This is a genomic window from Streptomyces sp. NPDC058308 (assembly GCF_042880275.1).
Lineage (GTDB): Bacteria > Actinomycetota > Actinomycetes > Streptomycetales > Streptomycetaceae > Streptomyces.
The window spans coordinates 181,521-203,315 of sequence record NZ_JBHVZA010000007.1 but is presented as its reverse complement, the minus strand read 5'-3'; the positions used below and the strand labels follow the sequence as shown (position 1 = coordinate 203,315).

Below are 21,795 nucleotides of genomic sequence, written 5' to 3'. Positions count from 1 at the left end.
GGGGCCAGCAAAAGGCAGGAGCCCCGCTTCCCCCGCAACCGCGGAGGAGCAGGGCTCCTTGGGTACTGCTCTCAATCTCCGGATCTGGTCACCGGAGCAACCACACGCCCCACTCGCGTGAGGCGCCCGATTACATCGGGGTGACGTTCTCCGCCTGCGGGCCCTTCGGACCCTGCGTCACGTCGAAGGAAACGGCCTGGTTCTCCTCGAGGGAGCGGAAGCCGTTGGCGTTGATCGCGGAGTAGTGGACGAAGACGTCCGGGCCGCCGCCTTCCTGGGCAATGAAGCCAAAGCCCTTTTCAGCGTTGAACCACTTCACGGTTCCGGTAGCCATAAGCCCTCCTTGGGCCAAAGGGTTGCCCTGCTCCAGAACCAGCGATTGTTTAAACAACTGCATAAGTCTGAAAACGACGAGAGCCCGCGGAGTTACATGCTCCGCAGGCTCTGTACTGCAAGGGAAACCAAACTGCAACTTGCGGCGAGCTTAGCACGCAGACGGCGGAATGCAATAGGGGGCAAGATCACGTCACCCGGAGGTTTGACGAGGCCCCCGACGGGGTTGACGAGAGGCGCGTCGGCGCCCCGGCGCCCGCACCGTACCGCATGGGGGCTAGCCTCCCCGATGTGGACAATTCTCCCCTGGACGCCTCCGCGGAGGCAGGCGCCGAACACCGACACGGCTCCCGCCGCACCCCCCGGCCGCGCGTCGGTCACATCCAGTTCCTGAACTGCCTGCCCCTGTACTGGGGGCTCGCGCGGACCGGGACGCTCCTCGACTTCGAGCTCACCAAGGACACCCCTGAGAAGCTCAGCGAGCAGCTGGTCAGGGGCGAGCTGGACATCGCGCCCGTCACGCTCGTCGAGTTCCTGAAGAACGCCGACGAGCTCGTCGCCTTCCCCGACCTCGCGGTCGGCTGCGACGGCCCCGTCATGTCCTGCGTGATCGTCTCGCAGGTGCCGCTCGACCGGCTGGACGGCGCCCGCGTCGCGCTCGGCTCGACCTCGCGCACCTCCGTACGGCTCGCGCAGCTGCTGCTCGCCGAGCGGCACGGCGTGCGGCCCGAGTACTACACCTGCCCGCCCGACCTGGGGCTGATGATGCGGGAGGCGGACGCCGCCGTCCTCATCGGCGACGCGGCGCTGCGCGCGAACCTGATCGACGGGCCGCGGCTCGGCCTGGACGTCTACGACCTCGGGCAGATGTGGAAGGACTGGACGGGCCTGCCGTTCGTCTTCGCCGTCTGGGCGGCGCGACGCGAGTACGCGGCGCGCGAGCCGGAGGTCGTGCGCGAGGTGCACAAGGCGTTCCTCTCCTCCCGCGATCTCTCCCTGGAGGAAGTGACGAAGGTGGCCGAGCAGGCCGCGCGCTGGGAGGCCTTCGACGCCGGTGTCCTGGAGCGGTACTTCACGACGCTCGACTTCCGCTTCGGCGGCGAGCAGTTGGCCGGCGTCACCGAGTTCGCCCGCAGGGTCGGCCCGACCACGGGCTTCCCGGCCGACGTCGAAGTGGCGCTGCTGAGCCCCTGACCTGGCCGGTCACCTGCTCGGGATCGGCGCCTGCAGGTGCTTGCTGATCCACTGGATGGGGCCGTCGGCCATGGCGGGGACGTAGCTCCGCGCGTTGTGGCCGCCGCCCTGGATGACGTTGAGCCGCGTCTTCACGGGGCCCTTCCCGTACGTCTTGATGAAGGACCGCAGCTTGGCCTGGCCGGACTCCTCCGTGCCGATCTGGAAGGCGAGGTCGACCTCGGGGCCGTTGCGTTCGGCGAGGCGGCGGGCCAGCCTCTCGGGGTTGTCGGCCTGGCGCTCCTTCTCGTGGCCGGCCCAGAGCGGGGAGTCGGGGACGAGGTCGGGTCCGCTCGCGATGACGGCCCGGAACTTCTCCGGGTGCTTCAGGACGGACTTCAGGCCGACGAAGCCGCCCGACGAGGAACCCATGAAGGCCCAGCCGTCGCGGGACTTGAACGTACGGAAATTCGCCTTGACGAAATCGGGGACGTCGTCCGTCATCCAGGTGCCCATTCTGGGCTGTCCCGGTATATCGCTGCCGTCGTAATAGTTCTTTGCGTCCGGATTGAGTACGGGCATCACCACGATGAACGGCAGGCTCTTGCCTTGTCCCGACCACTTGGCGATGCTGCTCTCCAGCTTGAGGTCGGTCCCCATCCAGTAATTGCTGGGATAGCCGTTGCCGCCGGGCAGGGCTATCAGTACCGGGAAGCCGCTGTCGGCGTACTTCGGGTCGAAGTACTGCTTCGGGGCCCATACCCATACCTTGCCGGTGAATCCGGACTTCTTTCCCTTGAGCGTCGTCACGGCGATCTTTGTGCCGTCCTCCAGGGTGTTCTCGGTGACGAAGGCCGACCTGGGTCCGGTGGGCAGCAGCGTCCTGTCGGCCGCCGCGTTCTTCGCCTGCCGGGTGGCGCCCGGCGGCTTGGGGTCGTCGAAGCTCACCGGCTCGCCCTTGCCGGACGAGCAGGCCGACAGGAGCAGCGCCGAAGTCAGGGCCGCGGCGGTCGCGGCGAGGGCGGTGGGGGACGGGCGGCGGCGGTTCATGAGGACCTCGGTATGGGGACGTAGACGAGCAATACGGTCATTACGCCCAGGTAGAGGGGAACCCGGGCAGGGGCGTTCCCTCACCGGCTTCCGCACTACGCTGACCCGCAGTGCTGACCCGCGCGCGCCGATGCGCAGTACCGATCCGCAGTACCGATCCGCGCGAGGTGTCCGGCGTCGCGCCTGGGGGAGGTCAAGGTCATGCATCCGCTCGAAGCCGACGAACCTGCCGCGATCGGGCCCTACCGGCTGCTCGGCCGGCTCGGCTCGGGCGGTATGGGCCGGGTCTACCTCGGCCGCAGCGCGGGCGGCCGCACGGTCGCCGTGAAGATCGTCCACCCGCACTTCGCGCTCGACGAGGAGTTCCGCGCCCGCTTCCGACGCGAGGTCGACGCCGCGCGGCGGGTCGGCGGCGACTGGACGGCGCCCGTCCTGGACGCGGACCCGGAGGCGCCCGTGCCGTGGGTCGCCACGGGGTACGCGGCCGGGCCCTCGCTCACCGAGGCGGTGCGCGAGGGCGCGCCGCTGCCCGAGCACTCCGTACGCGTCCTCGGCGCCGGTCTCGCCGAGGCGCTGGCGCACGTGCACGCGCTGGGGCTCGTCCACCGCGACGTGAAGCCGTCGAACGTCCTGCTCACGCTCGACGGGCCGCGCCTCATCGACTTCGGCATCGCGCGCGCCACGGACGGCACGGCCTCGCTCACCTCCACCGGCGTCTCCATCGGCTCGCCCGGCTACATGGCGCCCGAGCAGATCCTCGGCAAGGCCGTCACGGGCGCGGCCGACGTCTTCTCGCTGGGCGCGGTCCTGGTGTACGGGGCGACGGGGGAGTCACCCTTCCCCGGTGATTCGTCGGCCGCCCTGCTCTACAAGGTCGTCCACGAGGAGCCCGAACTGGGCGCGCTGACCGGCGACTTGAGGGACGTCGCGGCCGCCTGCCTCGCCAAGGACCCGGCCGCCAGGCCCGCCCCCGGCGACCTCGCCCGCCGCCTCGCCCCCGAGGGCGCGGCCCGGCTCGTGGCCGCCGGATGGCTGCCGGGGCCGGTGGTGGAGCGGGTGAGCCGGCGCGCGGTGCGGCTGCTCGACCTGGACACGGGGGCGGGAGCGGGGGCGGGAGCGGCCGCCGGAGCCGCGCCGGTGGACGCCCCCTCCGGACCGGTGGCGTTCGAGACCTCTGCCGCCCAGGGGGTGTTCGGGCCCCCGGACCCCTCGTACGTCGCGTCCGTCGGGTTCGCGGACCGGCCCCCGCCCCCGCAGGCGCCCGCCGCCGTGCCGGAGCCCCGCGCCGAGTCCCTGGCGGACACCCGCCCGCCGGGCAGGTTCTCCGTATCCGTGGCCGCGACGTCCGTACCGGAGGGCGCGCACGGCCGTGGCCGCAGGATGAGTTGTACGGTCGCGCTCGCGGTGGCCGGGGCGCTGGCCGCCGTCACCGTCGGCTCGGTCTTCGTCTTCGGGATGCTGCCGGACGACAACGACGCGTCGCAGGACGCGGGGGAACAGCCCCCGGCGGCGACCGCGGCACCCAGCGAGCCGGGTGACTCCGCGGACGGCGGCGAGGTCCCCGGGGCCTACCTCGGCACGTGGCGCGGCAAGGCCGACGCGAGCGGCGGCAGGGTCCCCCTCGGCACGTTCACGGTCACCCTGCGCCAGACGAAGCCGGGGCAGCGGCTCGGCACGGTGGTGCAGCACGACCCGATCGGCAACACGTGCACGGACGTCCTCACCCTCAAGTCGGCCACGGAGAAGGAAGTCGTGGCGACGGGCAAGGGGGCGGAGAACAACGGCGGCCAGTGCTCCCAGACCACGCACACGGTCCATCTCCGGCCGGACGGCAAGAGCCTCGCGTACACGTCGGACGATCCGGGGGCGGGGGACCCGAAGGCGCGGCTCACTCCGGTGAACTGAGCTCCGGCGAACTGGGCTCTGGTGAACTGGGCTCCGGTGGCGTGCGGCGGGCGCGCCGCCTCCTGATGTACAGGTAGGCGAGCCGGCCGCCCACCGCGGCGCAGAGCACGGCCGCCGCGATCCCGGGCGCCCACAGGTAGGGGTACTGCTCGTGGACCCAGCAGGCCTCGCCGTGCGCGAAGCACCCCGGCCCCCTGCGCCGGTGCTTGGGCCGGGTCGCCCCGAAGGTGAGCAGAAGCAGCAGACACGACAGCGCCACGCCCGGCAGCGCCGTGACCGCCCACCCGGTCGAACGGAGCGGCTCCTTCTTCCAGTTCGCCCGGCTGAGCGGGACGATGATAGCGGCCGCGGCGGGCGGGACGAGGAGCCCGATGGTGACCGCGAAGCCGTAGCCGCCGCCGGGCCAGGCGGGCGCGACCTCGCCCCACAGCGTCGCGTTCCAGGCCATGCCCGCCAGGGCGAACAGGGCCATCACCACGAGCACGGTGAGACACATCAGGGTGCCGAAGAGCCAGTTGTTCTCCTCACCCTCTTCCGCCCGCCTCCGTTTGCCCGGCCGACGGCCCGCCGTCCGCGCCCCCGGCACATGCTCGTACCGCAGCGCGGGCCCCGCGGCGCGCCGTCGCGCCTTCTTCGCCGAACCGCCCACGATGCCCCCGCTCCTGTACCTGGGTGCTGACAACTGCCTGGGTGCTTACAACGGCGTCGTCAGCGTCGCCAGTTCGCCGTTGCCAAGGTGCAGCATGCCCTTGCCGGGGGTGATCGGGCCGCCGACCAGGCTGCGCGAGATCCGCAGCCCGATCAGGTCGCCGCTGGAGCTGTCCTGCGGGGAGAGCAGGATGCCGCGGCGGCCCTTCTTCACGTCGACCTGCCAGCCCGAGAAGCCGCTGCAGACGTCTTCCTCGTCACCGGCGAGCACCAGGGCGAGGCCCTGATCGGCGCCGCGCTGGACGATCCGCTTGAACTGGCTGGCCGCGTCCGCGTCCTCCAGCATCTCCGCGTCGTCGATGAGGACGACGACGGGCTCCTCGCGGGACGCGTCCGCCTCGTCGATGAGCTCCTCGAACTCGTCCTCGTCGATGTCGTCACCGGTGAAGACCTTCAACACGCCCTCCGTGCCCTCCAGTTCCCGCAGCGGGGACTGGCGCGGGGCGGCGACGACGAGACGTACGCCCTGCGAGCGGAACGAGCGCGCCATGTTCATCAGGACCGTCGAGCGCCCCGACTTGGCCGGGCCCGCGATGACGAACGCCGGCACGCCCTGCGCCAGGTCGGGCCCGTAGCCCATGACCTCGTCGCCGCCGATGCCCACCAGCGCCCACAGCTTGGAGCGCGAGGCGTCCGGGTCGCGCAGCTCCCACGCCTCTTCGAAGGAGATGCGGCTCGGCAGCGTGTCGACACGGAACGGGCGCCGGGCGCGCGGGACTTCGGCGTCGCGGGCCGCGGCCCGTTCGCCGATCGCGGCGATCGCCGCGGCCTGCCCCTGGCCCGTGGAGTCCTCGGAGAGCAGCGCGAACTGCGTCTCCGTGCCGCTCTCGTTACGGAAGGCGCGGCCCGGCGCGATCTCCTCGGGGACCTTGCGGGCCGGGATGCCGAGCATCGAGAAGTCGGAGCGGTCCGCGAGGCGCAGGCCGTACTTGTCCTCGGTGAGGGAGGAGATGCGGCCCACCAGGATCTGCCGGTCACCCGTCATGATCATGTGGATGCCGACGCTCGCGCCCTCCCGCATGATCGTGGTGATCTCGTCGGTGAGCGAACCGTGGTCGATCTCGCCGAGCGTGGGCAGCCACCCCTCCCAGCGGTCGAGCAGCACGACCAGGTGCGGGAGGCGCTCGTCCTCGGCGGCGCCGGCGCGCTGCTCACCGATGTCCGCGTACCCCTTGTCGGCAAGCAGCTCCTGGCGGCGGGTGAGTTCGCCCTTGAGGCGGTTGATGAGGCGCACCACGCGCTCGGTCTGGTTGCGGCCGACGACGGCGCCGCAGTGCGGCAGCCGGGTCAGCGCGTTCAGCGCGCCATTGCCGCAGTCGATGCCGTACATGTGGACGTCGGCGCAGGAGTGCGTGCGCGCCAGGGAGCCCGCGATCGTACGGAGCACCTGCGAGCGGCCGGAGCGCGGCGCACCGCCGATCATCAGGTGGCCGAAGCTCGCGAAGTCCACGACGACCGGGCGGCGCGCCTGGTCGGCGGGCAGGTCCTCGACGCCGAACGCGGCGGGCGTGAGCGAGCCGGGCGCCGTGCGCGGTGCGGGCACCGGGATCTCGTCGAGCAGCAGGGTCTCGCCGAGCGCGGGCAGCCACGGGCTGTGCTGGGCGGGGATGCCGAGCGTGCGGTTGGCCTCGATGATCTCGTCGACAAGGACCTTCAGGTCGGTGATCTCCTCCTCCTCGCGGGCCTGGGCCTTCGGCTTCACCAGCGAGGCGCGGCCGAGCGCGGACCAGTCCAGGGTGTCGACCCAGGGGGCGAGGAGGGCCGGGTCGGCGGCGCCGGGGCGACGGCCACCGACGCGTCCCGACTGGAAGGGCACGAGGGAGGCGTGTCCGAGCCTTACGTACGCGCGACCGGGGGTGTTCTTGGAGATGTGCCCGGCCTCGGGGGAGTCGATGACATCGCTGGACTCGCCGCCGTCGGTGACGCGCAGTGCGATGCGCAGGTTGGTGTTGGCGCGGATCTCGGGCGACACCACACCGGAGGGCCGCTGCGTGGCGAGCAGCAGGTGGATGCCGAGCGAACGGCCTCGCTGGGCGATGTTGACCAGACCCGTCACGAAGTCGGGCAGGTCACGCACCATGGAGGCGAACTCGTCGATGACGATGAGGAGTCGCGGCACGGGCGCGTGCGACGGGTCGCGCCGCACCAGGTCCTGGTAGTCCTCGATGTCCTTGGCGTCGGCGTCGGCGAGGATGTGCTCGCGCCGCTTCAGCTCGGCGCCGAGCGATTCGAGGGCGCGCTCGACGAGGTGCGCGTCGAGGTCGGTGACCATGCCGACGGTGTGCGGCAGCTTCACACAGTCCTTGAACGCGGAGCCGCCCTTGTAGTCGACGAGGACGAAGGTCATGTTCTCGGGCGTATTGGCCACGGCCAGCGCGGCCACGATCGTCTGCAGCAGCTCCGACTTACCGGAACCGGTCGTACCCGCGATCAGACCGTGCGGGCCGTCCTTGCGCATGTCGATGCCGAACGGCCCGTCGTACGACTCACCGATGACGGCCATCGTCGACTGCCCGCCCGCCTGCCAGCGCGCGGTGATCGCGCCGGACGTCGGCGGCTCCAGCTGCAGCACGTCCAGGAGCCGGCTCGACCCGGGCAGCGCGGAGTCCTCGGTCTCCCCGCTGATGTCGCGCAGGGGCGAGACCGCTCGCGCCAGGCGCAGGCACCAGGCGGGGGTCACGAAGTCGGGCCGTACGTCGCGCAGCCGCTCCGCGCCCGACATCTCGACGCGCAGCCGCAGCTCGCGCGGGGCGCCGGTCTGGCGGGTGTCGGGCGCGGTGTGGTGCCACGCCTGGAAGGAGGGGAAGCCGCCGGGGGCCTGCGGGGCCTGCGTGGGCTGGGCGGGCGCGTTCGGCACGCCCGCGGACACCGGCATGCCCGCCGCCCCCGCCCCGGCCGCGTACGCGTGGGGATCCGGCTTCGGCTCGGCGACCACGAAGGCCTGGCACTCACCGGGCAGGAACCGCTCTTCGGTATCGAGGCAGAGCGCGTACATGTGCACCGCGGGCCCCTCACGCAGCAGCCGCACCACACCGGGCAGCGACCGCAGCCGCCGCGAGCCGTCCCACACCACGACGATGTCCGGGTCGGAGAAGTTCGCGCCCTGGCCCTTGTTCTCCTCCGCGGCCTTCACGCGCGCGTCGAGGATCTGCGTCAGCTCACCGATGCGGGCGCCGACGGTCTCGGCGTCCGTGCCGATGAGGACGTTGATGTCCTGCCCGCCCGAGGGGCGGGCGTGCGGCAGCCACCGCACCCAGTCCCAGCTGTCCCTGGACGTGTTCTCGGTCAGGACGTACAACTGCACGTCCATCGGGCTGTGCAGCGTCGCGGTCTGCGCGACGGCCCAGCGCCCGAGCGCGGTGGCGGAGTCGTCGGGCCCGGCTATGCCGATGACCCCGAGCCCCTTCAGCGGCAGCGCGACGGGCGCGTCCTCTATCTTCCAGGTCACCTGCCGCCGGTGCTCGTCCTTCTCCGGGTCGTCGAGCACGACTTCGGAGGGCAGCTGCCCGGTCCCGAACCGGAGAAGCAGGTGATCGCCGTCGGTCCGCCGCCGCTCCCACAGCCGCGTGCGGGGCCCGGTGCCGAGCGCGAGCACGGCGGCGGGATCGGGCACGGCGTTACGTCGGTCGAGCCGCTCGGCGACCAGCGCGTCCTGGGCGTCCTTCTCGATCCGCGCCTTCGTCTCCTTGTACTCCTTGACCTGCTTCGCATGGGACTTGCGCCCGTGCTTCTTGTCCATGAAGTAGTTGCCGAAGAGCATGATCGGGCTGAGCCCCGCCATGATCAGGTAGTACCAGCGATTGAAGATCATCGCCGCCACGACGGCACCGACCAGCGGGAACAGCGCCATCAGCCACGGCAGTGGGCGCGCCTCGAACTCGCGGGGTGGGGCGGGCAGCCGGAAGGTGGTCTGCCGCTCGGGCGGGCGCAGCCGCGGGGGCCGGTTGTAGTCGAGCCCCGCGCCGTCCTCGGACCACTTGAGGGCGGCGTTCGGGGGCGTGTACCGGACGAGTTCGAGGAGGGTGTTGCCGACGGCGATCTGCGCGCCGAGCGGCCACGGGACGGTGTCGCGCCGCCCTGCCGCCCGAGCCTTGGCCCGCGCCTCCTTCCACTCCCGCTTCTCCTGCTTCTCCCGCTTCTCCCGGGCCTTCCTGTCCTTCTTGGACTCGCCCTCGGGCGCGGGCGCCGCGGCCGGCTCGGGCTCCTCCTTCTCCACACCGAAGGGCTCGCCGTCGAGGGTGACGCCCTCCTTGTCCTTCGCCTCCCCGTGCAGGGTGGCCTGGCAGGTGCCGTCGGTTGCAACTGACAACGTCAGCGCGCGGGCCGGCATCTCCGGATCGTCGATACGGATGTACGCGGCGGGCCCGCTGCCGATGTCGTACCGCCCGATGCCGAGCCGGTGCACGGAGCCCGCGGCGGCCCCGCTCGCCACGCGCAGCTCGACCAGACCGGAGGGCTCGCCCGGCAGACACCCCGCGGGGTCGTCGAGGCTGACGACGGCGCCCTCGCGCAGCGGCGAGGTGACGACGGTCGCGGTGGGGTCGACGGCGTACCCGTCGACGTAGATCATCGGCGCGCCACCGCCCGGCACCTGCTGCCCCTGCCCGATCGGAATGATCTGCGCGCCGCTGCGGCCGGTCTGCCGGGCCAGTTCCACCGCGATGTCCTGCACGGTGGACTCGGGATCGGCGTCGAGAACCACGTCGGCGGAGCCCCCGCCGAACGGATCGACGACGGTCAGAGTCAGGCGCACGATCGTCCTCCCCGGAGCTGAACAATGCGCCTGACGATATCCGCTCCCCCCTTCCCACCGGCAACGGCCTGTGCCCGGCCCCACCGGCAAACCGCACCCGCGGCTTCGCACCACTTCGCAGTCGCTCATAGCAGAGCTGTGACTGAACCGGGCTGTGATCCCACCAGCCCCACCCGTAAGCTGCTGGCGCAAGAGCGGAAGATCACACCATCCGCGTTGAGGGAGCCACGGGGGTTGGCCCTGCGGCGAGTTGTATGGGAGAGAGCCTCATGGCCAAGGACCTTGATGTCACATATCAGGACATGCGTGACGCGGCCAAGCACGTGGTCAAGGAGAAGGACAAGCTCCACGAGAAGCTCGACGGTCTGAAGAAGTACATCAAGCACCTCGTCGAGACGGGCTTCGTCACCAAGAGCGCCTCGAAGGCGTTCGACGAGAACTTCGACGAGTTCGTCGAGGGCGCGAAGAAGACCATCGACGGTCTGGACGGCATGGGCGACTACCTGACCAATGCCGCGGACAAGTACGAGCAGATCGATGACGAGCTGGGCAAGGCCGCGCGGAAGTAGCCGACTCGGCACGAGCGGTCAGTCCGGGGCGGCGGGACGCATCCGCCGCCCCGGCCTCGGTTCACGGCCCTTGGAGACGCTGAGGGCTTGTGGGCGGCAGGGCGGCAGGGCGGCAGGGCGGCAGCGACGAGCGACGGAAGACTACGGCGCACGGAGGAGATGCCTCGTGGGGGAGTACTCGAGGATCGACGACCTGAACGTCATCCGCGAGATGGGCGTCGGGCTCGGCAAGATCAAGGAAGCGTTCGACGGTCTCGGGAAACTCAAGGGACAGTACGAAGACGACTTCGGGGAACACGACCTCGCCTGGCAGTTCGGGGACTTCGTCGAGAACTGGGAAAGCCACCGCGAGGAACTCGGCGACGAGATCAAACGCCTCGGCGACATCGCGAAGGCCGCCGCGAAGGCATACGAGACGATCGACAGTGAGCTGGCCAAGGCCCTCCGCGATGCCGACAAGAAGAAGCCCTGATGGCCGGCGCGCGCCCCAAGGACTGGCAGCCGTTGGCGGATCAGGACCCGATCCCCGGCGATCCGGTCCGACTGGAACAACTGGGCCGCAAGCTCCGCAAGACGGCAGACGAGCTCGAACGCCAGGTTCGTCATCTCAAGGCGGCGTCCGAGGTGAAGTCCTGGGACAGCGACGCCGGTAACGAGTTCCGCGAGAAGGCCAAGAAGTGCCGCGGCCGTCTGGAAGCCGCGCACAAGCGCTACAAGACCGTGGCCGACGCGGTCGGCGACCGCATCGTGGACCACGGTTCCGACTACGAGTCGAATGCCGCGGCGCAACCCGGCAGTTACGCCACGGAACTCCACCGTGCCCAGCGCATCGCGGAGATCGCCCGGCAGGAGGCGCAGGAGGCCGAGGCCGAAAAGAGCGCCGCCAAGAAGAGCCTCGATGGCCTGTCCGGGGAACCCGGGAAGGGTGACGGCGCCAAGGGCGACGACAAGGGGCGCAAGAAGAAGCTGGAAGGCCGGGCGGAGGCCGCCGGGAAGTCCCTTGAGGCGGCCAGGAACAAGCTCCAGAAGGCGCAGAGCATCCGCGACGATGCGGCGCGCAAGGCGCGTGACGCCATCGACGACGTCATCTCCGACGATGCGCTCAAGGATGGGTTCTGGGACGACTTCGCCGATGTCGTGGACTCAGTGGCGCACTGGACGGAGGAAATCTCCAAGTGGGCCGGTATCGCCGCTTTGGCGGTCGGCTGGATCCCTGTCGTCGGTCAGGGGTTGGCGGGGTTCCTGGGCGCCGTGTCCATGCTGGCCACGCTGGTCAACATCGCCTGCACTGCGATCCAGGTCGGAATGGGTGACGAGTCGTGGACAGCGCTTGCCACGGCTGCGGTGGGGCTGTTGATGATGGGCGCGGGCAAGGCGATGTCCAAGGTCAGCGGACGGTATGCCAAGGGCCTTGTGGACCGCATGCAGCAGGCCAAGGCCGGTAAGTTGACCGGGCGGCAGCTCAAGCGCAACCGTCAGAAGTTCAACCGTGATGCCGGTGTCATCAAGGGGCTCGAAAAGGGCGACATCGCGAAGTCGATCCGGGAGCCAGTCACGGAACTGTTCAGTGGATCCACTTGGAAGGCCGTCTTCAAGGGGGGTTACCGTGAGATGGGGCGGACACTGAAGGAGGTCGGGAACGGAAATCCCTTGAAGGGGATCGGCAAGTCGTTCACCTTGGCAGATTCGTCGGCGGCGTCATCCCTCAGCGAAGCCAAGCTTTTGGGTAAGGGCCTGGGAGACGCAGGGTTCGATGTCAACAAGTTGTCGCGCAGGGCGACGCAGCTGAGTGTGGCCGGCAGTGGAGTCACCGCCGGCGGCCTGTTCTTCGACGAGGTGTCGTGATGAAGCAAGAGCAACAGAATCCAGACGGAAGTTTGCCCGGTCCTGAGGATGATTTCACTGTCGAATTCGACTTCGACGGCGGATGGCTCGGTCTCACGCTCCTCGAGGGCACCCGGGCGGAGGCCCGCCAGCTGGCCGCAGGCCTGGTGGATCAGTTCGACCCGCTGCGTCTGGATGTCGGCAAGGCGGCGCTTCAGCAAGAACTGGAGAAGCATGCCCTGTCGGTTTACGAGTCCGGACCACTCTTGACCGCTGTCGCCTATACGGACAGTGGTGTGTTCCTGGCGGACATGTCCGTCCTCGCCTACGGAGAGGACGGGGTCACACGACCGTCGCCCGAGGAGTACCGGGACATGCTGTTGAAGTGGTCCTACGCCGAAGTGAAGGGTGACGCCCAGATCACCGAGGTCGAGTTGCCGATCGGCCCGGCTGTTCGGGTGCAGGCGGTGCTGGTCGAGAAGCGGCGCTTCGGCTGGGGCAGGAAGCTCAGCGAGTGTCTCCGGTACTGGGTCTGGCCGACCGGTCACGAGGAGATCCTGCTGGTCGAGGCGAGGTGGCACAACTTCGAGCGCACGGATGAGCTGACGGACCTCGTGGACCGCGTCGTGCCCACCTTGCGTCTCGTGCCCGCCTCCCTGAAGCCCGGCCCGGCCAACGCCCCCGAACCCCCCAGCGAGCTCTGAAATGCCTCTCCGCACCGAATGGGACACCCCGCCCAGCGACTACACGATCTTCGTGCCCGCCGGCTGGTTCCAACTGCACCTCGACCCCGACGAGCGCGACCGCGGCATCGCCGCACTGGCCGACCGGCAGTTCGAAGGTATCGACAACGCGCCCGTACTCAAGGAACGCCTGATGCGGGACCTGCAGAAGCAGGCGAAGGCGGCCCACCGCGAGGGCGGTGTCGAGCTGTACATCTCGCTGCTGACCGTCGAGGGCCTGCCGCTGGCGTCGTCGCTGCTCGTGAGCCTGCTCCCCGACGGCTGGCCCGGCTGCAGCACGGCCCACGATCTGGCCCGCCGGCTCGCGGACACGGGGCGCCCCGCCGAGGTGCGGACACTGGACGCCGCGGGCGACGCGGTACGCACCGAGAAGACCGAAGCCGCTGATCCCGAGCGCCAGATGGGCAACACGCTCGCGACGACCACCGTGACGTATCACGTTCCGATCCCCGCGAGCAGGCAGTGGCTGAACCTCACCTTCTCCACCCCCATGGAGGGTCTGGCGCAACAGATGGTGGAGCTCTTCGACACCGTGGCCGGGACGCTCCACTGGGAGTAGGCCGACTCGATATCGCGGGTCAGCGATTGACGGACTGAACCTCCTTGACCGAGACGTCCTGTTCGAAGGTGGACAGGCCGTCGGGGAGCTCCGGTTTCCGCGGAGGTCCGGCGGGATTCGCGGAGTCGGTCCACGTCACCTTCCAGGTGATCTGGGCCTGAAGAGGGTAGGTGCCATCGCCTGAGGACTTTTTGTAGGCGATGTTGCAGGCGGACTTGGAGGTGTCCACCCTGTAGCCGTCTCCCGCCTTCTCCAGGTCGTAGTCGCAGGTCTGAGGGTCCGCGAATTCAGTGCCGGCGTCCACGCGAAGACCCACGGGCGTCGCGACGGTGGTCGCGGCCATATGGATACCGAAGTGATTGAAGGTGGCCGTCACCCAGACAGGTTCGAGGGGTGCCTCGAACTTCACATGGGTCCCCAGGTTCACGATCTGATGGTCGGTCGGACGAAGGGTGACGGGAGGGGCGGGAAGCTTCGTTTCCGCGAACGCGAGACCGGCGAGGTCCTTGGGCGAGAGGGCGTTCGGGGGCTTGGCGTCTCCCTGCTCCACCCACTGGATCCCCGGTATCGAGTTGCAGTGGCTGAGGTCGCCGGGCTTCAGATTGCCCGACTTCAGTTGGTCCACGGCATAGGTGCGATACCACCATGCGCCGTCGTCCTTCTCGTGGAATTCCTTCCCCTTGTCCCAACCGGGGACGGTCTTGCCTGTCTCCGGGTCGACCGGGGAAGTCTTCTTCGTTTCCTTCTTGTACTGCTCCGGGCTGAATTTTGGCTGCGTCCAGCACACGGGAGGTTTCCAGGAGGAGTCAGTGGGCTGGATATAGGCCGCGCCCTTCTCTTCCTTGAAATTCGTGGCGAACTGAACCTGAGCCGAGACGGATCCTCCCCCGGAGCCGCCTCCCTGCTCCACGCTCCCCTCCGGCGCCTTCCCGAGCTCGTCTCCGGCGGTCGCGGCCTGGATGGACAGGAGGGACATGAGGGCGGCCCCGCACGAGACGGCGAGCAGCCGCCGCTGAGGGTTCCTCACTGGCATTCCTTGGCGTCGGGGCGGGCGCTGAGGTTCTGCAGTTGCCACACGCCGCCGGTCGCCTTCCTGAGGACCGTGTCGTAGCGCGTGTAGTCGTTCGGAGTGGGCGTCGTGGACTCGACCTTCTTGGTCTTGACGTCCTTCGGGAAAGCCTTCGTCTGGTCCTCGCAGTAGGACACGTAGGCCAGGTCGGAAGTGTGCTGGGTGACCTTGCGGTCGTAGTAGCGATACGTCCCGGAGATGGTCTTCCCGCGCTTCTTCGCCTGCTGCAACTGCTGTGTGTAGAACGCTTCGGCCTTGCCCGTGAAGTACGTCGAGAGGAACGTGGACTTGGGGTCGAGGTCAACGAAGACGCGTTGACGTGCCATCAGCACTTCCGCCTGCGCGCGCAGGATCGCGTCCTTGGCCTTGTCGCCGGTCTTGTCCGGGGTGATGTGGACCTTGATGTCGCTGGGCAGGTCGAAGTCCGCGACCTTGGCCGATGAGCTTTGAGATGCCTTGGGACTCGGCGTGCTGCCGGCGTCGCCCTGCTCGGCCCCCTTGATCGGCTCGTTCGCGTCGGAATCACTGCCACAGGCTGTCAGCGACAGCGCCGTGGCCACGAAAAGCACGGCAGCAACGGGAAGAGTGCGGTGGTTCACAGCTGACTCCCAGGAGGGGCGAGAAACAAGCAAAGCGATCCGACGCTATCGGTGAGCATCCAGGTGTCGCCAGGTGGATCTGCCCGAGGGGCCGTGCATAACGACCCACATCGGGGAGAGACGGACGGAAAGCGTCCTGTTTCCGTCGAGGAAGGGCGTGGACCGAAGCGCCGGGCTCACCCCCTGCCGGGCCGTCGTTCTCTGTTGCAACGACTGAAAGTGAGGGATGGCCTGGCACGCCGCTGCCGTTGCTTCACCGCTCCAGATTGATGAACAGACTCCGGGCGAAGTCGTCGAATTCGTCGATGTTCGACGTGATCCACCCGATGTCCTCGCCGAGCGTGCGCACGATGACGTCGATGCCCAGGGACTCAAGGCGCCACGCGTAATTCACCGAGCAGCACATCGCCTCGGCCTTGGCCGCGACGAAGTAGCGGATCGAACGCTTGCCGCGCCCCAGTCGTTCGGTGTCGAAGTCGATGACCTCGGGTTCCTGGGCGGCGCCCGGTTCGTTCTTCTGGACGAGTTCGTCCAGGGTCGTGTCGACGTCACCCTCACTCGGCCCCGCGTGCACGAGGAAGGTCAGGAACTCGCGCCGCGGGTCGGGAACGTAGAGGAAGATCTGGTGCGCCGGCACGGTCTTGGGGATCAGCTCGGCCGCCGAGTCGAGCTCGAAGGCCAGCATCTTGACCTGCTTCTTGTCGACCGGTTCATCGTCGACGAGTCCCCAGAGAAGCTCGGAAGTGCGCCGCGCCCACTTCTTGCGCTCGCGTGCGGCCCCCCGCCCCTCGCCGAGGATCGGCATGGCGGGCCAGACGGTGGCGTCGCTGTCTGTGTCGAGGGAGAAGGTGACGGTCACTCGGTCCTCCAGCGGAACGTGGTCATGACGGCGCCGAAGAGCTCGACGAGGATCTCGGTGAAGTCGCTCTCGGATCATGGCGCTTTGTGGTTCTACGTTGCGCCCGATGATCGCGGAGCTCGGCCGGACCGGCCCAGGCCCCTCACACCCACCGCAGCGACCGCGCCATCGCCTCGCACAGCTGGCCCAGGGAGCTGTCGACGCCGCTCAGCGGCACGGTGAACGCGAGCAGCAGGTAACCCGCCCTGCCCGGCATGTGGACGAAGAGGTCCAGGGCTGTCGCCGTGGCGACGCGGACGGCCCGGCCTGCGGGGAGGTCGATGAGGGTCACCTCGGCGTCGGCGCCCCTGCGGTCGGAGAGGGAGCGCGCCCACTCCTCCGGAGTGGCGTACAGGTCTCCCGGCATCGCGAGCAGCGACACCAGCAAGGTGGCCGGCGTCGCGGCCTCGACGGTCGACTCCGATCTGAGGAACAGCTCCAGGGAACCTTGAGAGACCCCGCTCTCTGCGGTGTTGCGCAGGGTGGTCCACAGGCCCTGCCGCGCCTGCGCGGACATGTGTCGGCCGGCGGCCTGCTGGTCGACGAACGTCTTCAGCTGGGGCCGCCAGCGGTCGAGCGTGAGATCGATGCGGAACCAGTCGCGGGGGACCAGAAGGTGGTAGTCCTCGGGCGGTTCGTCGTGCGGGTGCGAGGGGGCGGTCTCGGTCACCCGGGGATCTCCAGCAGCTTTCCACGGGTGTTCATGGGATTGCCCTCGGTGTCGAACAGCGTCAGGCTCTTCGCGATACCGGCGAACATCGAGGAGAAGACGTCCCAGCCCTCCTGGGTGGGGGTGGTCATCTCCAGGACGACCGCGGTGCCGTTGGAGAGCGGCACCTGGACGTTGATGAAGGACGTCCAGAACGGCTCGTCCTGCCCGGAGGGGGCGATCGCCGCCTCGATGACCGCCTGACGTGTGCCGACCCAGGACACGGCCGGGCCGCAGGGCAGCTCGATCTCGTCCACGTCGCCGTGGCCCAGCGCACGCAGCGCCTGCGCGGTGTTGTGGACCGGGCTGACCCTGGCCTCCTCGGCCAGGTCGACCAGCGAGAGGCTCACGTTCGCGGTGCAGCGCTCGCCGTCGACCTCGGTGATGACGAAGCCCGCGTACTGGACGCCGGTTTCGACCAGTTCGTCGTACGAGGCGACGCACAGGGCGGCCCACCGGTACTGCATGTCCGGGGTGCCCTTGGGGATGATCTCCTCGGCCAGTTGAATGAGCTGGTCGGCGAGGTCGTCGATGGACTCGGCCTCCGTGGGGAGTTCGAAGAACCCTTCGGGCATGACCCAGCGGACTTCGATCGGCTCCCCGTCGGCGGCGGCCGTCGCGCTGGAGGCCCTGGACGGGCCGCCGTCGGGTATGACCACGCTCATCAGTACCTGTTCCTCTCCGGCAGTTCCAGCTCCTCGGCATCCGCATGGAAGTTGGCGGCGAAGGGATACGGCCCGTAGTGGGGGTAGAAGGCCGGGACGTCACCGCCGTTCTCGGCGGCGATGTGCGCGACCTTGCGATAGGCCGCGGCCCTGGCACGGACCTTCTGCCGGGGGCGGTTTCCCCACTGGCGGATCAGTGTCGTGACGAAGAACAGCACGAGCCCGGCGAGGATGACGCCGGCCGCCACGTAGAAGAGCTTCTGATTGCGAGCGGATTCCCAGTACTGGACGTACGCGCCCCAATAGGCGAAGAGCCCGAAGAGGACGATGGCCGTGGGGTAGGCCAACCGCTTGCCCGCGCTGCTCAATTGGGCCTCGTCGAGGTGACGGAGGCGGAGCATCTTCAGGACCGCTTCGTCGTCGAAGAAGTCGAACTGCAGCCTGCGCCCCTCGGCCTCGGCGACTTCCCGGGCGGCCGGTACCGCGGCGAAGACATCACCGGGAATCATCTTCCTGATGATGCCTTCCCGTGCCCGGTACTCCCACGGCCCGGGTTCGCGATTGCTCTCGTCCTCGTCCGGCATGTGAATCCTGCTCCTTCGCTGACGGCTCAGTGGGCGAGCGCGGTGTGGAACGGCTTGGGTGACGGTGTCGGCGACGGCTGGGGCGAAGGCCGGGGGGTGGGCGGAATGGTGCCCTGCGGCTTCGGCGCGGGATCGCCCGGGTCTCCGGTGGCCGCACCGTCCTTGCCGGTGAAGATCTTGTACAGGGCGCTGCCGAGGCTGCCGGTCTTGATGCCTGCGGTGATCCGCTCGCCGTCCAGGGCGGGCTTGCCCGCCTTCTTGAGAAGGGCGTTGACGCCCTTCACGGCGATGCCGTTGAAGAACTTGTCCGTGACGCCGGCCCCGGCACCCGAACCGCTGAACCGGATGCCCCGCAGCTTGGACAGGCCCTTGAGGCCCTTCAGCGCGCTGAAACCCTTGAGGGCGCCGACCCCGGGCATGACTCCCAGAGCATCGAGACCGAGCTTCAACAGGTTGAGCTTCCCGCCTCGCGCGGTCATGTCGTAGGCGTGCCCGGCCAGCGCGGCGGCACTGGTGATGACGGCGAGGGCGGTGAATACGGGGAGCAGGACCTGGAGCGGTGGCACGAAAGCACATATGACAGCCAGGATGGAGAAGATGGCCGAGAGATTGGAGAATCTGTCGGCCCAGTCTGCCAGCCAGTTCATGAATCCACCGGGGTCCCGGACCCCGTCGTGATGAATGATGTTCTTGATGTGCTTCGCGGCGGCCTTCGCGGCGTCGTCACGGATTTCTTTCGCGCGATCGATCTCGGCCCGGCAGTCGCCCATGGTGCTCAGAGCCGCCGACCGCTTCCGCGCCTGCCGCTCACGCTCGGTGTCGGACATGTCCGACGGAGGCTTCGTCCCCGTCGGCTTGAGAGGCGAATCCGTGTCCCCGAGGTCGCCCTCCACCTCGCGGTAGTCCTTCAGCGCCTTGTCCGCGATCTTCTGGGCGCGGTGCAGCTCGCTGGCGTACTCCTTCGACTCGCCCTCGACGACCTTGGTGCCGAGCGCCTTGGCCGCCTCGTCGTAACGCTCGAACGACCGCTTCAGGCGTCCGGAGGTCCCGCCGGCGATCTCGTGGAACGCGCGTCCTGCCTCGCTGTCCCAGCTCTCCACGGACGCCAGGGCCTCGATGTTCCGGGCCTGCTTGTCGATCTCGTCGGCCATGTTCCGCAGCTTCTTGCCCAGCCGCGCGACTTCGTACGGATCACCCGGAATGGGGTCGCCGGGGTGCAGGGGTTCCCAGTCGCTGGGGCGCGCCGTCACTTCTTCCCCTTCTTGGCGTCCTTGCGGGCCTTGCGGAGGGCCTCGGCGAGTTCGTGATCCACTTTGTCGTACGTGTCGGCCGCCGTGTCCGTGAACTTGGCCAGCTGCTCGATGTCCTTCATGAGTTTCTTGCGCGTCTTTTTCCAGGTATCCGAGAAATCGTCGAAAACGTCACGAAGCTTTTCACTGCCGAGTGCGTTGTCGTATCCGTCCGCCGGGTTGCTGTTGTCCTTGAACTCGCGATGGATCCTGAACAACGACTCCGAGCATTCCCTGATCACGCCCAGATCGGCGCGCGTTCTCCCGCTCATCACATTCCCCCGTGCACACTGTGGTTCGGTTTGCTCCGGCTCGACGCCTGGAGCCGACGATAACTGTAGGGTTGTCGCCCTCACCAGTTCCTAAAACGGGTCAAGCCGTCGTATACGGACGGAATGGCACGGAATGGCACCGCCCTGTGACGGGAAATCCACGAGTCGTGCAGGACTGGGCCACGGCTGGCGGGGCGGCGTCGCGACGCGTTCGAGTCGAGCGCCGTCGGGATGTCAGCGGTTGATGGACTGCACCTCCTCGACCGTGACCTCCTGCGTCACCTCGATCGTGCCGTCCGGCATCTCGACGGGATCGGCCTGGCCCGTGCCCGTCCAGCTGATCTCCCAGGTGAGTGCCGCCTTGAGCGGGAGAGTCCGGCCTCCGCTTGAGCGGTGGTAGACGATGCCGCAGGGCGGGGTCTCCTTCGCCTTGCCCTTCGCGTAGGGCTCGCCGATCCTGCCGTCGACGATGGGGCACTCGCCGCCGGCGGGAAGCATGGTGGCGTCCTCGGTGCCCGGGTCGAGCGTGAGCGACGTGGGCTTGGCGGTCGTCGTCGCCTCGATGTGGAAGCCGGGGACGTTGACGGTGGCGGTCGCCCGGACGTCGTCAAAGGCGGCCTTGTCGAGCCAGGCCCAGGTGGGCAGGTTCACCTTGGTGGTGCCGTCGGGTGCGAGGGAGACCTTGGTCTTCGGCAGCTCCATGTGCTGGTAGGCGAGGGCCGCGAGCATCTCCGGCTTGATGGCTTCCTCGTGCTGGGGCGGCGGGGGCTCGCCGTTCTCGACCCAGAAGGGGATGTCGCTGCACGAGGTCCGCTTGAGGTAGTCGGGCTCGTCGGGGTTCTCGACGGCGGCCCAGAACATCCCCTCGCCGTCCTTGTCGACGTTGTAGTCCTTGTAGCCCGGGGTGTCGGTCCAGCCGTAGTCGTCCTCGTAGTGCCGCTGCAGCTCATTGATCGCCGCGCCCGCGTGACCGGTCATCCCGGGCGCGCTCGCGGCCTCCTTGAGCTCCTTGGACATCTTCTTCTTGAACTGCTTGGCGCCGTAGGCCGGGGCGTACCAGCAGGGCGGCGGCGCCCAGTTGACGTCCGCGGAGGCGACGTTGCCGCGGCTGCCGCCTTTGGCTACGGATCCGGAGTATTGGACTTTGGCGGCGGCGTAGATGCCGGACTTGCCGTCGCCGCCGCCCTGTTGCTCGGCGCTGCTGCCTCGCCCGCCCTTGCCGGTGTCCACGGGCTCGGCCACGGCACAGGGAGCCGCGACGAGAGCGGTGCAGATCGCGAGGGCCCCCGCTGTGCCGAGGCGGCGGGTCGCGTGGCGTGATCTATTCACTGGCACTTCTCCGCCTTCGTCTCGACGAACACATTTGAGGCCTGCCAAAGTCCCTTGCCCGTCGGGTACTTGACCATGATGACCTTGTAGTAGGAGAAGTCCTTGAGGCTGGGCTTGGTCTTGAGGATCTTCCCTGTCTTGACCTCTTGGCCGTAGAACTTTCCGGCGTCCGCGCAGAAGGCGACCTCGACCGACTTGCCGTTCGGGGCGGAGCGTGTGGTCGCTTGGTAGTGGCGACGGGTGCCGTTGCCGGTCCAACCGCCCTTGAGCCACTCCTTGATCTGCACCTTGCCGTAGTGCAGTCCTCCACCCGTCGCATAGGCCGCGAGAGCCGCGTCCTTGGTGGTGCGCTTGTCGACGCCCCGATAAATGGCGCGAAGGAAATTCGCGGCGTCATCCATCGCCGCCGCCTCGTCCTTGTCCTTCGGCTTGTTCCAGTCGAAGACCAGATTCATGCTCTTCGGCAGCGATACGTCCACGCCGTCCGGTTTGGCCTTGGCCGGCGCACCGGACGGCTTCTTTGACTTCTCCGGCTTCCCGGCGTCCTGATCGGCCCCGGCGATCTTGTCCTTGTCCTTGGAGTCGCCGTCGTCCCCGCTGCCGCAAGCCGTCAGGAGCAGGGCTGCGGTCGCGGCGAGCGCGGTGGCGACAGGCATGGTGCGGCGGTTCACGGTCGGCTCCCGGTGGGACGAGGGATGTCTCCAGCAGGCCGACGTTAACCAACGGGGTTTTGGTTCCGCCAGGTTCAATAGCGGGACAAGCCG

Annotated in this window: 21 protein-coding genes; 7 read left to right on the top strand and 14 right to left on the bottom strand. The window is 68.7% G+C overall.

The features are described 5' to 3' along the window. Positions 1-130: 130 nt before the first annotated feature. Positions 131-334: a cold-shock protein gene (locus ACFVYL_RS12695; protein WP_006138897.1), complete on the bottom strand. Its 204-nt coding sequence runs from the start codon at positions 332-334 to the stop codon at positions 131-133. Positions 335-639: 305 nt separating this feature from the next. On the opposite strand from ACFVYL_RS12695, the gene ACFVYL_RS12690 reads away from it, so the two are divergent. Next, positions 640-1,527: a menaquinone biosynthetic enzyme MqnA/MqnD family protein gene (locus ACFVYL_RS12690; protein WP_389715097.1), complete on the top strand. Its 888-nt coding sequence runs from the start codon at positions 640-642 to the stop codon at positions 1,525-1,527. Between the two features lie 9 nt (positions 1,528-1,536). Here the strand turns inward: ACFVYL_RS12690 and ACFVYL_RS12685 are convergent, their stop codons facing one another. Beyond that, positions 1,537-2,556, bottom strand: coding sequence for an alpha/beta hydrolase (locus tag ACFVYL_RS12685; RefSeq protein WP_389714972.1), 1,020 nt, complete (start codon positions 2,554-2,556; stop codon positions 1,537-1,539). A 201-nt stretch (positions 2,557-2,757) separates the two neighbouring features. Here ACFVYL_RS12685 and ACFVYL_RS12680 point away from each other — a divergent pair, with 201 nt between their 5' ends. Beyond that, positions 2,758-4,461 carry a serine/threonine-protein kinase gene (locus ACFVYL_RS12680; RefSeq protein WP_389714970.1) on the top strand — a complete coding sequence of 568 codons (1,704 nt, stop codon included), beginning with the start codon at positions 2,758-2,760 and terminating at the stop codon, positions 4,459-4,461. On the opposite strand, the gene ACFVYL_RS12675 is transcribed toward ACFVYL_RS12680, so the two are convergent. Further along, entirely contained in the window at positions 4,445-5,110 is a 666-nt protein-coding gene (locus ACFVYL_RS12675; RefSeq protein ID WP_389714968.1) for a hypothetical protein, read from the bottom strand. The two genes, ACFVYL_RS12680 and ACFVYL_RS12675, sit on opposite strands and share 17 nt — an antisense overlap. Positions 5,111-5,155: 45 nt before the next feature. Next, entirely contained in the window at positions 5,156-9,922 is a 4,767-nt protein-coding gene (locus ACFVYL_RS12670) for an FtsK/SpoIIIE domain-containing protein (RefSeq protein WP_389714966.1), read from the bottom strand. 269 nt (positions 9,923-10,191) lie between these two features. On the opposite strand from ACFVYL_RS12670, the gene ACFVYL_RS12665 reads away from it, so the two are divergent. The 5 genes from ACFVYL_RS12665 to ACFVYL_RS12645 all read left to right on the top strand — a co-directional run bounded on the left by ACFVYL_RS12665 (position 10,192) and on the right by ACFVYL_RS12645 (position 13,617). Then, positions 10,192-10,491, top strand: coding sequence for a WXG100 family type VII secretion target (locus tag ACFVYL_RS12665; RefSeq protein WP_384250691.1), 300 nt, complete (start codon positions 10,192-10,194; stop codon positions 10,489-10,491). Between the two features lie 166 nt (positions 10,492-10,657). Continuing rightward, the gene (locus ACFVYL_RS12660; RefSeq protein ID WP_389714964.1) at positions 10,658-10,963 is read left to right on the top strand and encodes a hypothetical protein; all 306 of its coding nucleotides are present in this window, start codon (positions 10,658-10,660) and stop codon (positions 10,961-10,963) included. Further along, positions 10,963-12,336 carry a hypothetical protein gene (locus ACFVYL_RS12655; protein ID WP_389714963.1) on the top strand — a complete coding sequence of 458 codons (1,374 nt, stop codon included), beginning with the start codon at positions 10,963-10,965 and terminating at the stop codon, positions 12,334-12,336. Before ACFVYL_RS12660 ends, ACFVYL_RS12655 begins: the two co-directional genes overlap by 1 nt. Beyond that, the gene (locus ACFVYL_RS12650) at positions 12,336-13,019 is read left to right on the top strand and encodes a hypothetical protein (RefSeq protein ID WP_389714962.1); all 684 of its coding nucleotides are present in this window, start codon (positions 12,336-12,338) and stop codon (positions 13,017-13,019) included. The genes ACFVYL_RS12655 and ACFVYL_RS12650 overlap by 1 nt, the downstream gene beginning before the upstream one ends. A 1-nt stretch (position 13,020) precedes the next feature. Further along, positions 13,021-13,617, top strand: a complete 597-nt coding sequence (locus tag ACFVYL_RS12645; protein WP_389714960.1) for a hypothetical protein — start codon at positions 13,021-13,023, stop codon at positions 13,615-13,617. Positions 13,618-13,636: 19 nt separating this feature from the next. Here the strand turns inward: ACFVYL_RS12645 and ACFVYL_RS12640 are convergent, their stop codons facing one another. The 10 genes from ACFVYL_RS12640 to ACFVYL_RS12595 all read right to left on the bottom strand — a co-directional run bounded on the left by ACFVYL_RS12640 (position 13,637) and on the right by ACFVYL_RS12595 (position 21,702). Further along, positions 13,637-14,593 (bottom strand): hypothetical protein, encoded by a 957-nt coding sequence (locus tag ACFVYL_RS12640; protein WP_389714958.1) that lies wholly within the window; start codon positions 14,591-14,593, stop codon positions 13,637-13,639. Between the two features lie 47 nt (positions 14,594-14,640). Beyond that, on the bottom strand, positions 14,641-15,246 hold the full coding sequence (locus ACFVYL_RS12635) for a hypothetical protein (protein ID WP_389714956.1): 606 nt from the start codon (positions 15,244-15,246) through the stop codon (positions 14,641-14,643). A gap of 292 nt (positions 15,247-15,538) precedes the next feature. After that, positions 15,539-16,144: a hypothetical protein gene (locus ACFVYL_RS12630; RefSeq protein ID WP_389714954.1), complete on the bottom strand. Its 606-nt coding sequence runs from the start codon at positions 16,142-16,144 to the stop codon at positions 15,539-15,541. A 142-nt stretch (positions 16,145-16,286) separates the two neighbouring features. Next, complete coding sequence (locus tag ACFVYL_RS12625; protein ID WP_389714953.1) at positions 16,287-16,853, bottom strand: hypothetical protein; 567 nt, start codon at positions 16,851-16,853, stop codon at positions 16,287-16,289. Further along, entirely contained in the window at positions 16,850-17,557 is a 708-nt protein-coding gene (locus ACFVYL_RS12620) for a hypothetical protein (RefSeq protein ID WP_389714951.1), read from the bottom strand. The genes ACFVYL_RS12625 and ACFVYL_RS12620 overlap by 4 nt, the downstream gene beginning before the upstream one ends. Beyond that, positions 17,557-18,141: a hypothetical protein gene (locus tag ACFVYL_RS12615; RefSeq protein ID WP_389714949.1), complete on the bottom strand. Its 585-nt coding sequence runs from the start codon at positions 18,139-18,141 to the stop codon at positions 17,557-17,559. The genes ACFVYL_RS12620 and ACFVYL_RS12615 overlap by 1 nt, the downstream gene beginning before the upstream one ends. A 26-nt stretch (positions 18,142-18,167) precedes the next feature. After that, the gene (locus ACFVYL_RS12610) at positions 18,168-19,391 is read right to left on the bottom strand and encodes a putative T7SS-secreted protein (protein WP_389714948.1); all 1,224 of its coding nucleotides are present in this window, start codon (positions 19,389-19,391) and stop codon (positions 18,168-18,170) included. Then, positions 19,388-19,702, bottom strand: a complete 315-nt coding sequence (locus tag ACFVYL_RS12605) for a hypothetical protein (protein ID WP_389714947.1) — start codon at positions 19,700-19,702, stop codon at positions 19,388-19,390. Before ACFVYL_RS12605 ends, ACFVYL_RS12610 begins: the two co-directional genes overlap by 4 nt. Positions 19,703-19,936: 234 nt before the next feature. After that, on the bottom strand, positions 19,937-21,031 hold the full coding sequence (locus tag ACFVYL_RS12600) for a hypothetical protein (RefSeq protein ID WP_389714945.1): 1,095 nt from the start codon (positions 21,029-21,031) through the stop codon (positions 19,937-19,939). Beyond that, positions 21,028-21,702, bottom strand: coding sequence for a hypothetical protein (locus ACFVYL_RS12595; protein WP_389714944.1), 675 nt, complete (start codon positions 21,700-21,702; stop codon positions 21,028-21,030). Before ACFVYL_RS12595 ends, ACFVYL_RS12600 begins: the two co-directional genes overlap by 4 nt. Between the last annotated feature and the right edge of the window lie 93 nt (positions 21,703-21,795).

Coding starts and splice junctions, on each gene's coding strand:
- ACFVYL_RS12645 (WP_389714960.1), top strand. CDS start 13,021: ATGCCTCTCCGCACCGAATGGGACACCCCGCCCAGCGACTACACGATC.
- ACFVYL_RS12655 (WP_389714963.1), top strand. CDS start 10,963: ATGGCCGGCGCGCGCCCCAAGGACTGGCAGCCGTTGGCGGATCAGGAC.
- ACFVYL_RS12620 (WP_389714951.1), bottom strand. CDS start 17,557: ATGAGCGTGGTCATACCCGACGGCGGCCCGTCCAGGGCCTCCAGCGCG.
- ACFVYL_RS12695 (WP_006138897.1), bottom strand. CDS start 334: ATGGCTACCGGAACCGTGAAGTGGTTCAACGCTGAAAAGGGCTTTGGC.
- ACFVYL_RS12605 (WP_389714947.1), bottom strand. CDS start 19,702: ATGAGCGGGAGAACGCGCGCCGATCTGGGCGTGATCAGGGAATGCTCG.
- ACFVYL_RS12665 (WP_384250691.1), top strand. CDS start 10,192: ATGGCCAAGGACCTTGATGTCACATATCAGGACATGCGTGACGCGGCC.
- ACFVYL_RS12650 (WP_389714962.1), top strand. CDS start 12,336: ATGAAGCAAGAGCAACAGAATCCAGACGGAAGTTTGCCCGGTCCTGAG.
- ACFVYL_RS12685 (WP_389714972.1), bottom strand. CDS start 2,556: ATGAACCGCCGCCGCCCGTCCCCCACCGCCCTCGCCGCGACCGCCGCG.
- ACFVYL_RS12640 (WP_389714958.1), bottom strand. CDS start 14,593: ATGTCCCTCCTGTCCATCCAGGCCGCGACCGCCGGAGACGAGCTCGGG.
- ACFVYL_RS12680 (WP_389714970.1), top strand. CDS start 2,758: ATGCATCCGCTCGAAGCCGACGAACCTGCCGCGATCGGGCCCTACCGG.
- ACFVYL_RS12615 (WP_389714949.1), bottom strand. CDS start 18,141: ATGCCGGACGAGGACGAGAGCAATCGCGAACCCGGGCCGTGGGAGTAC.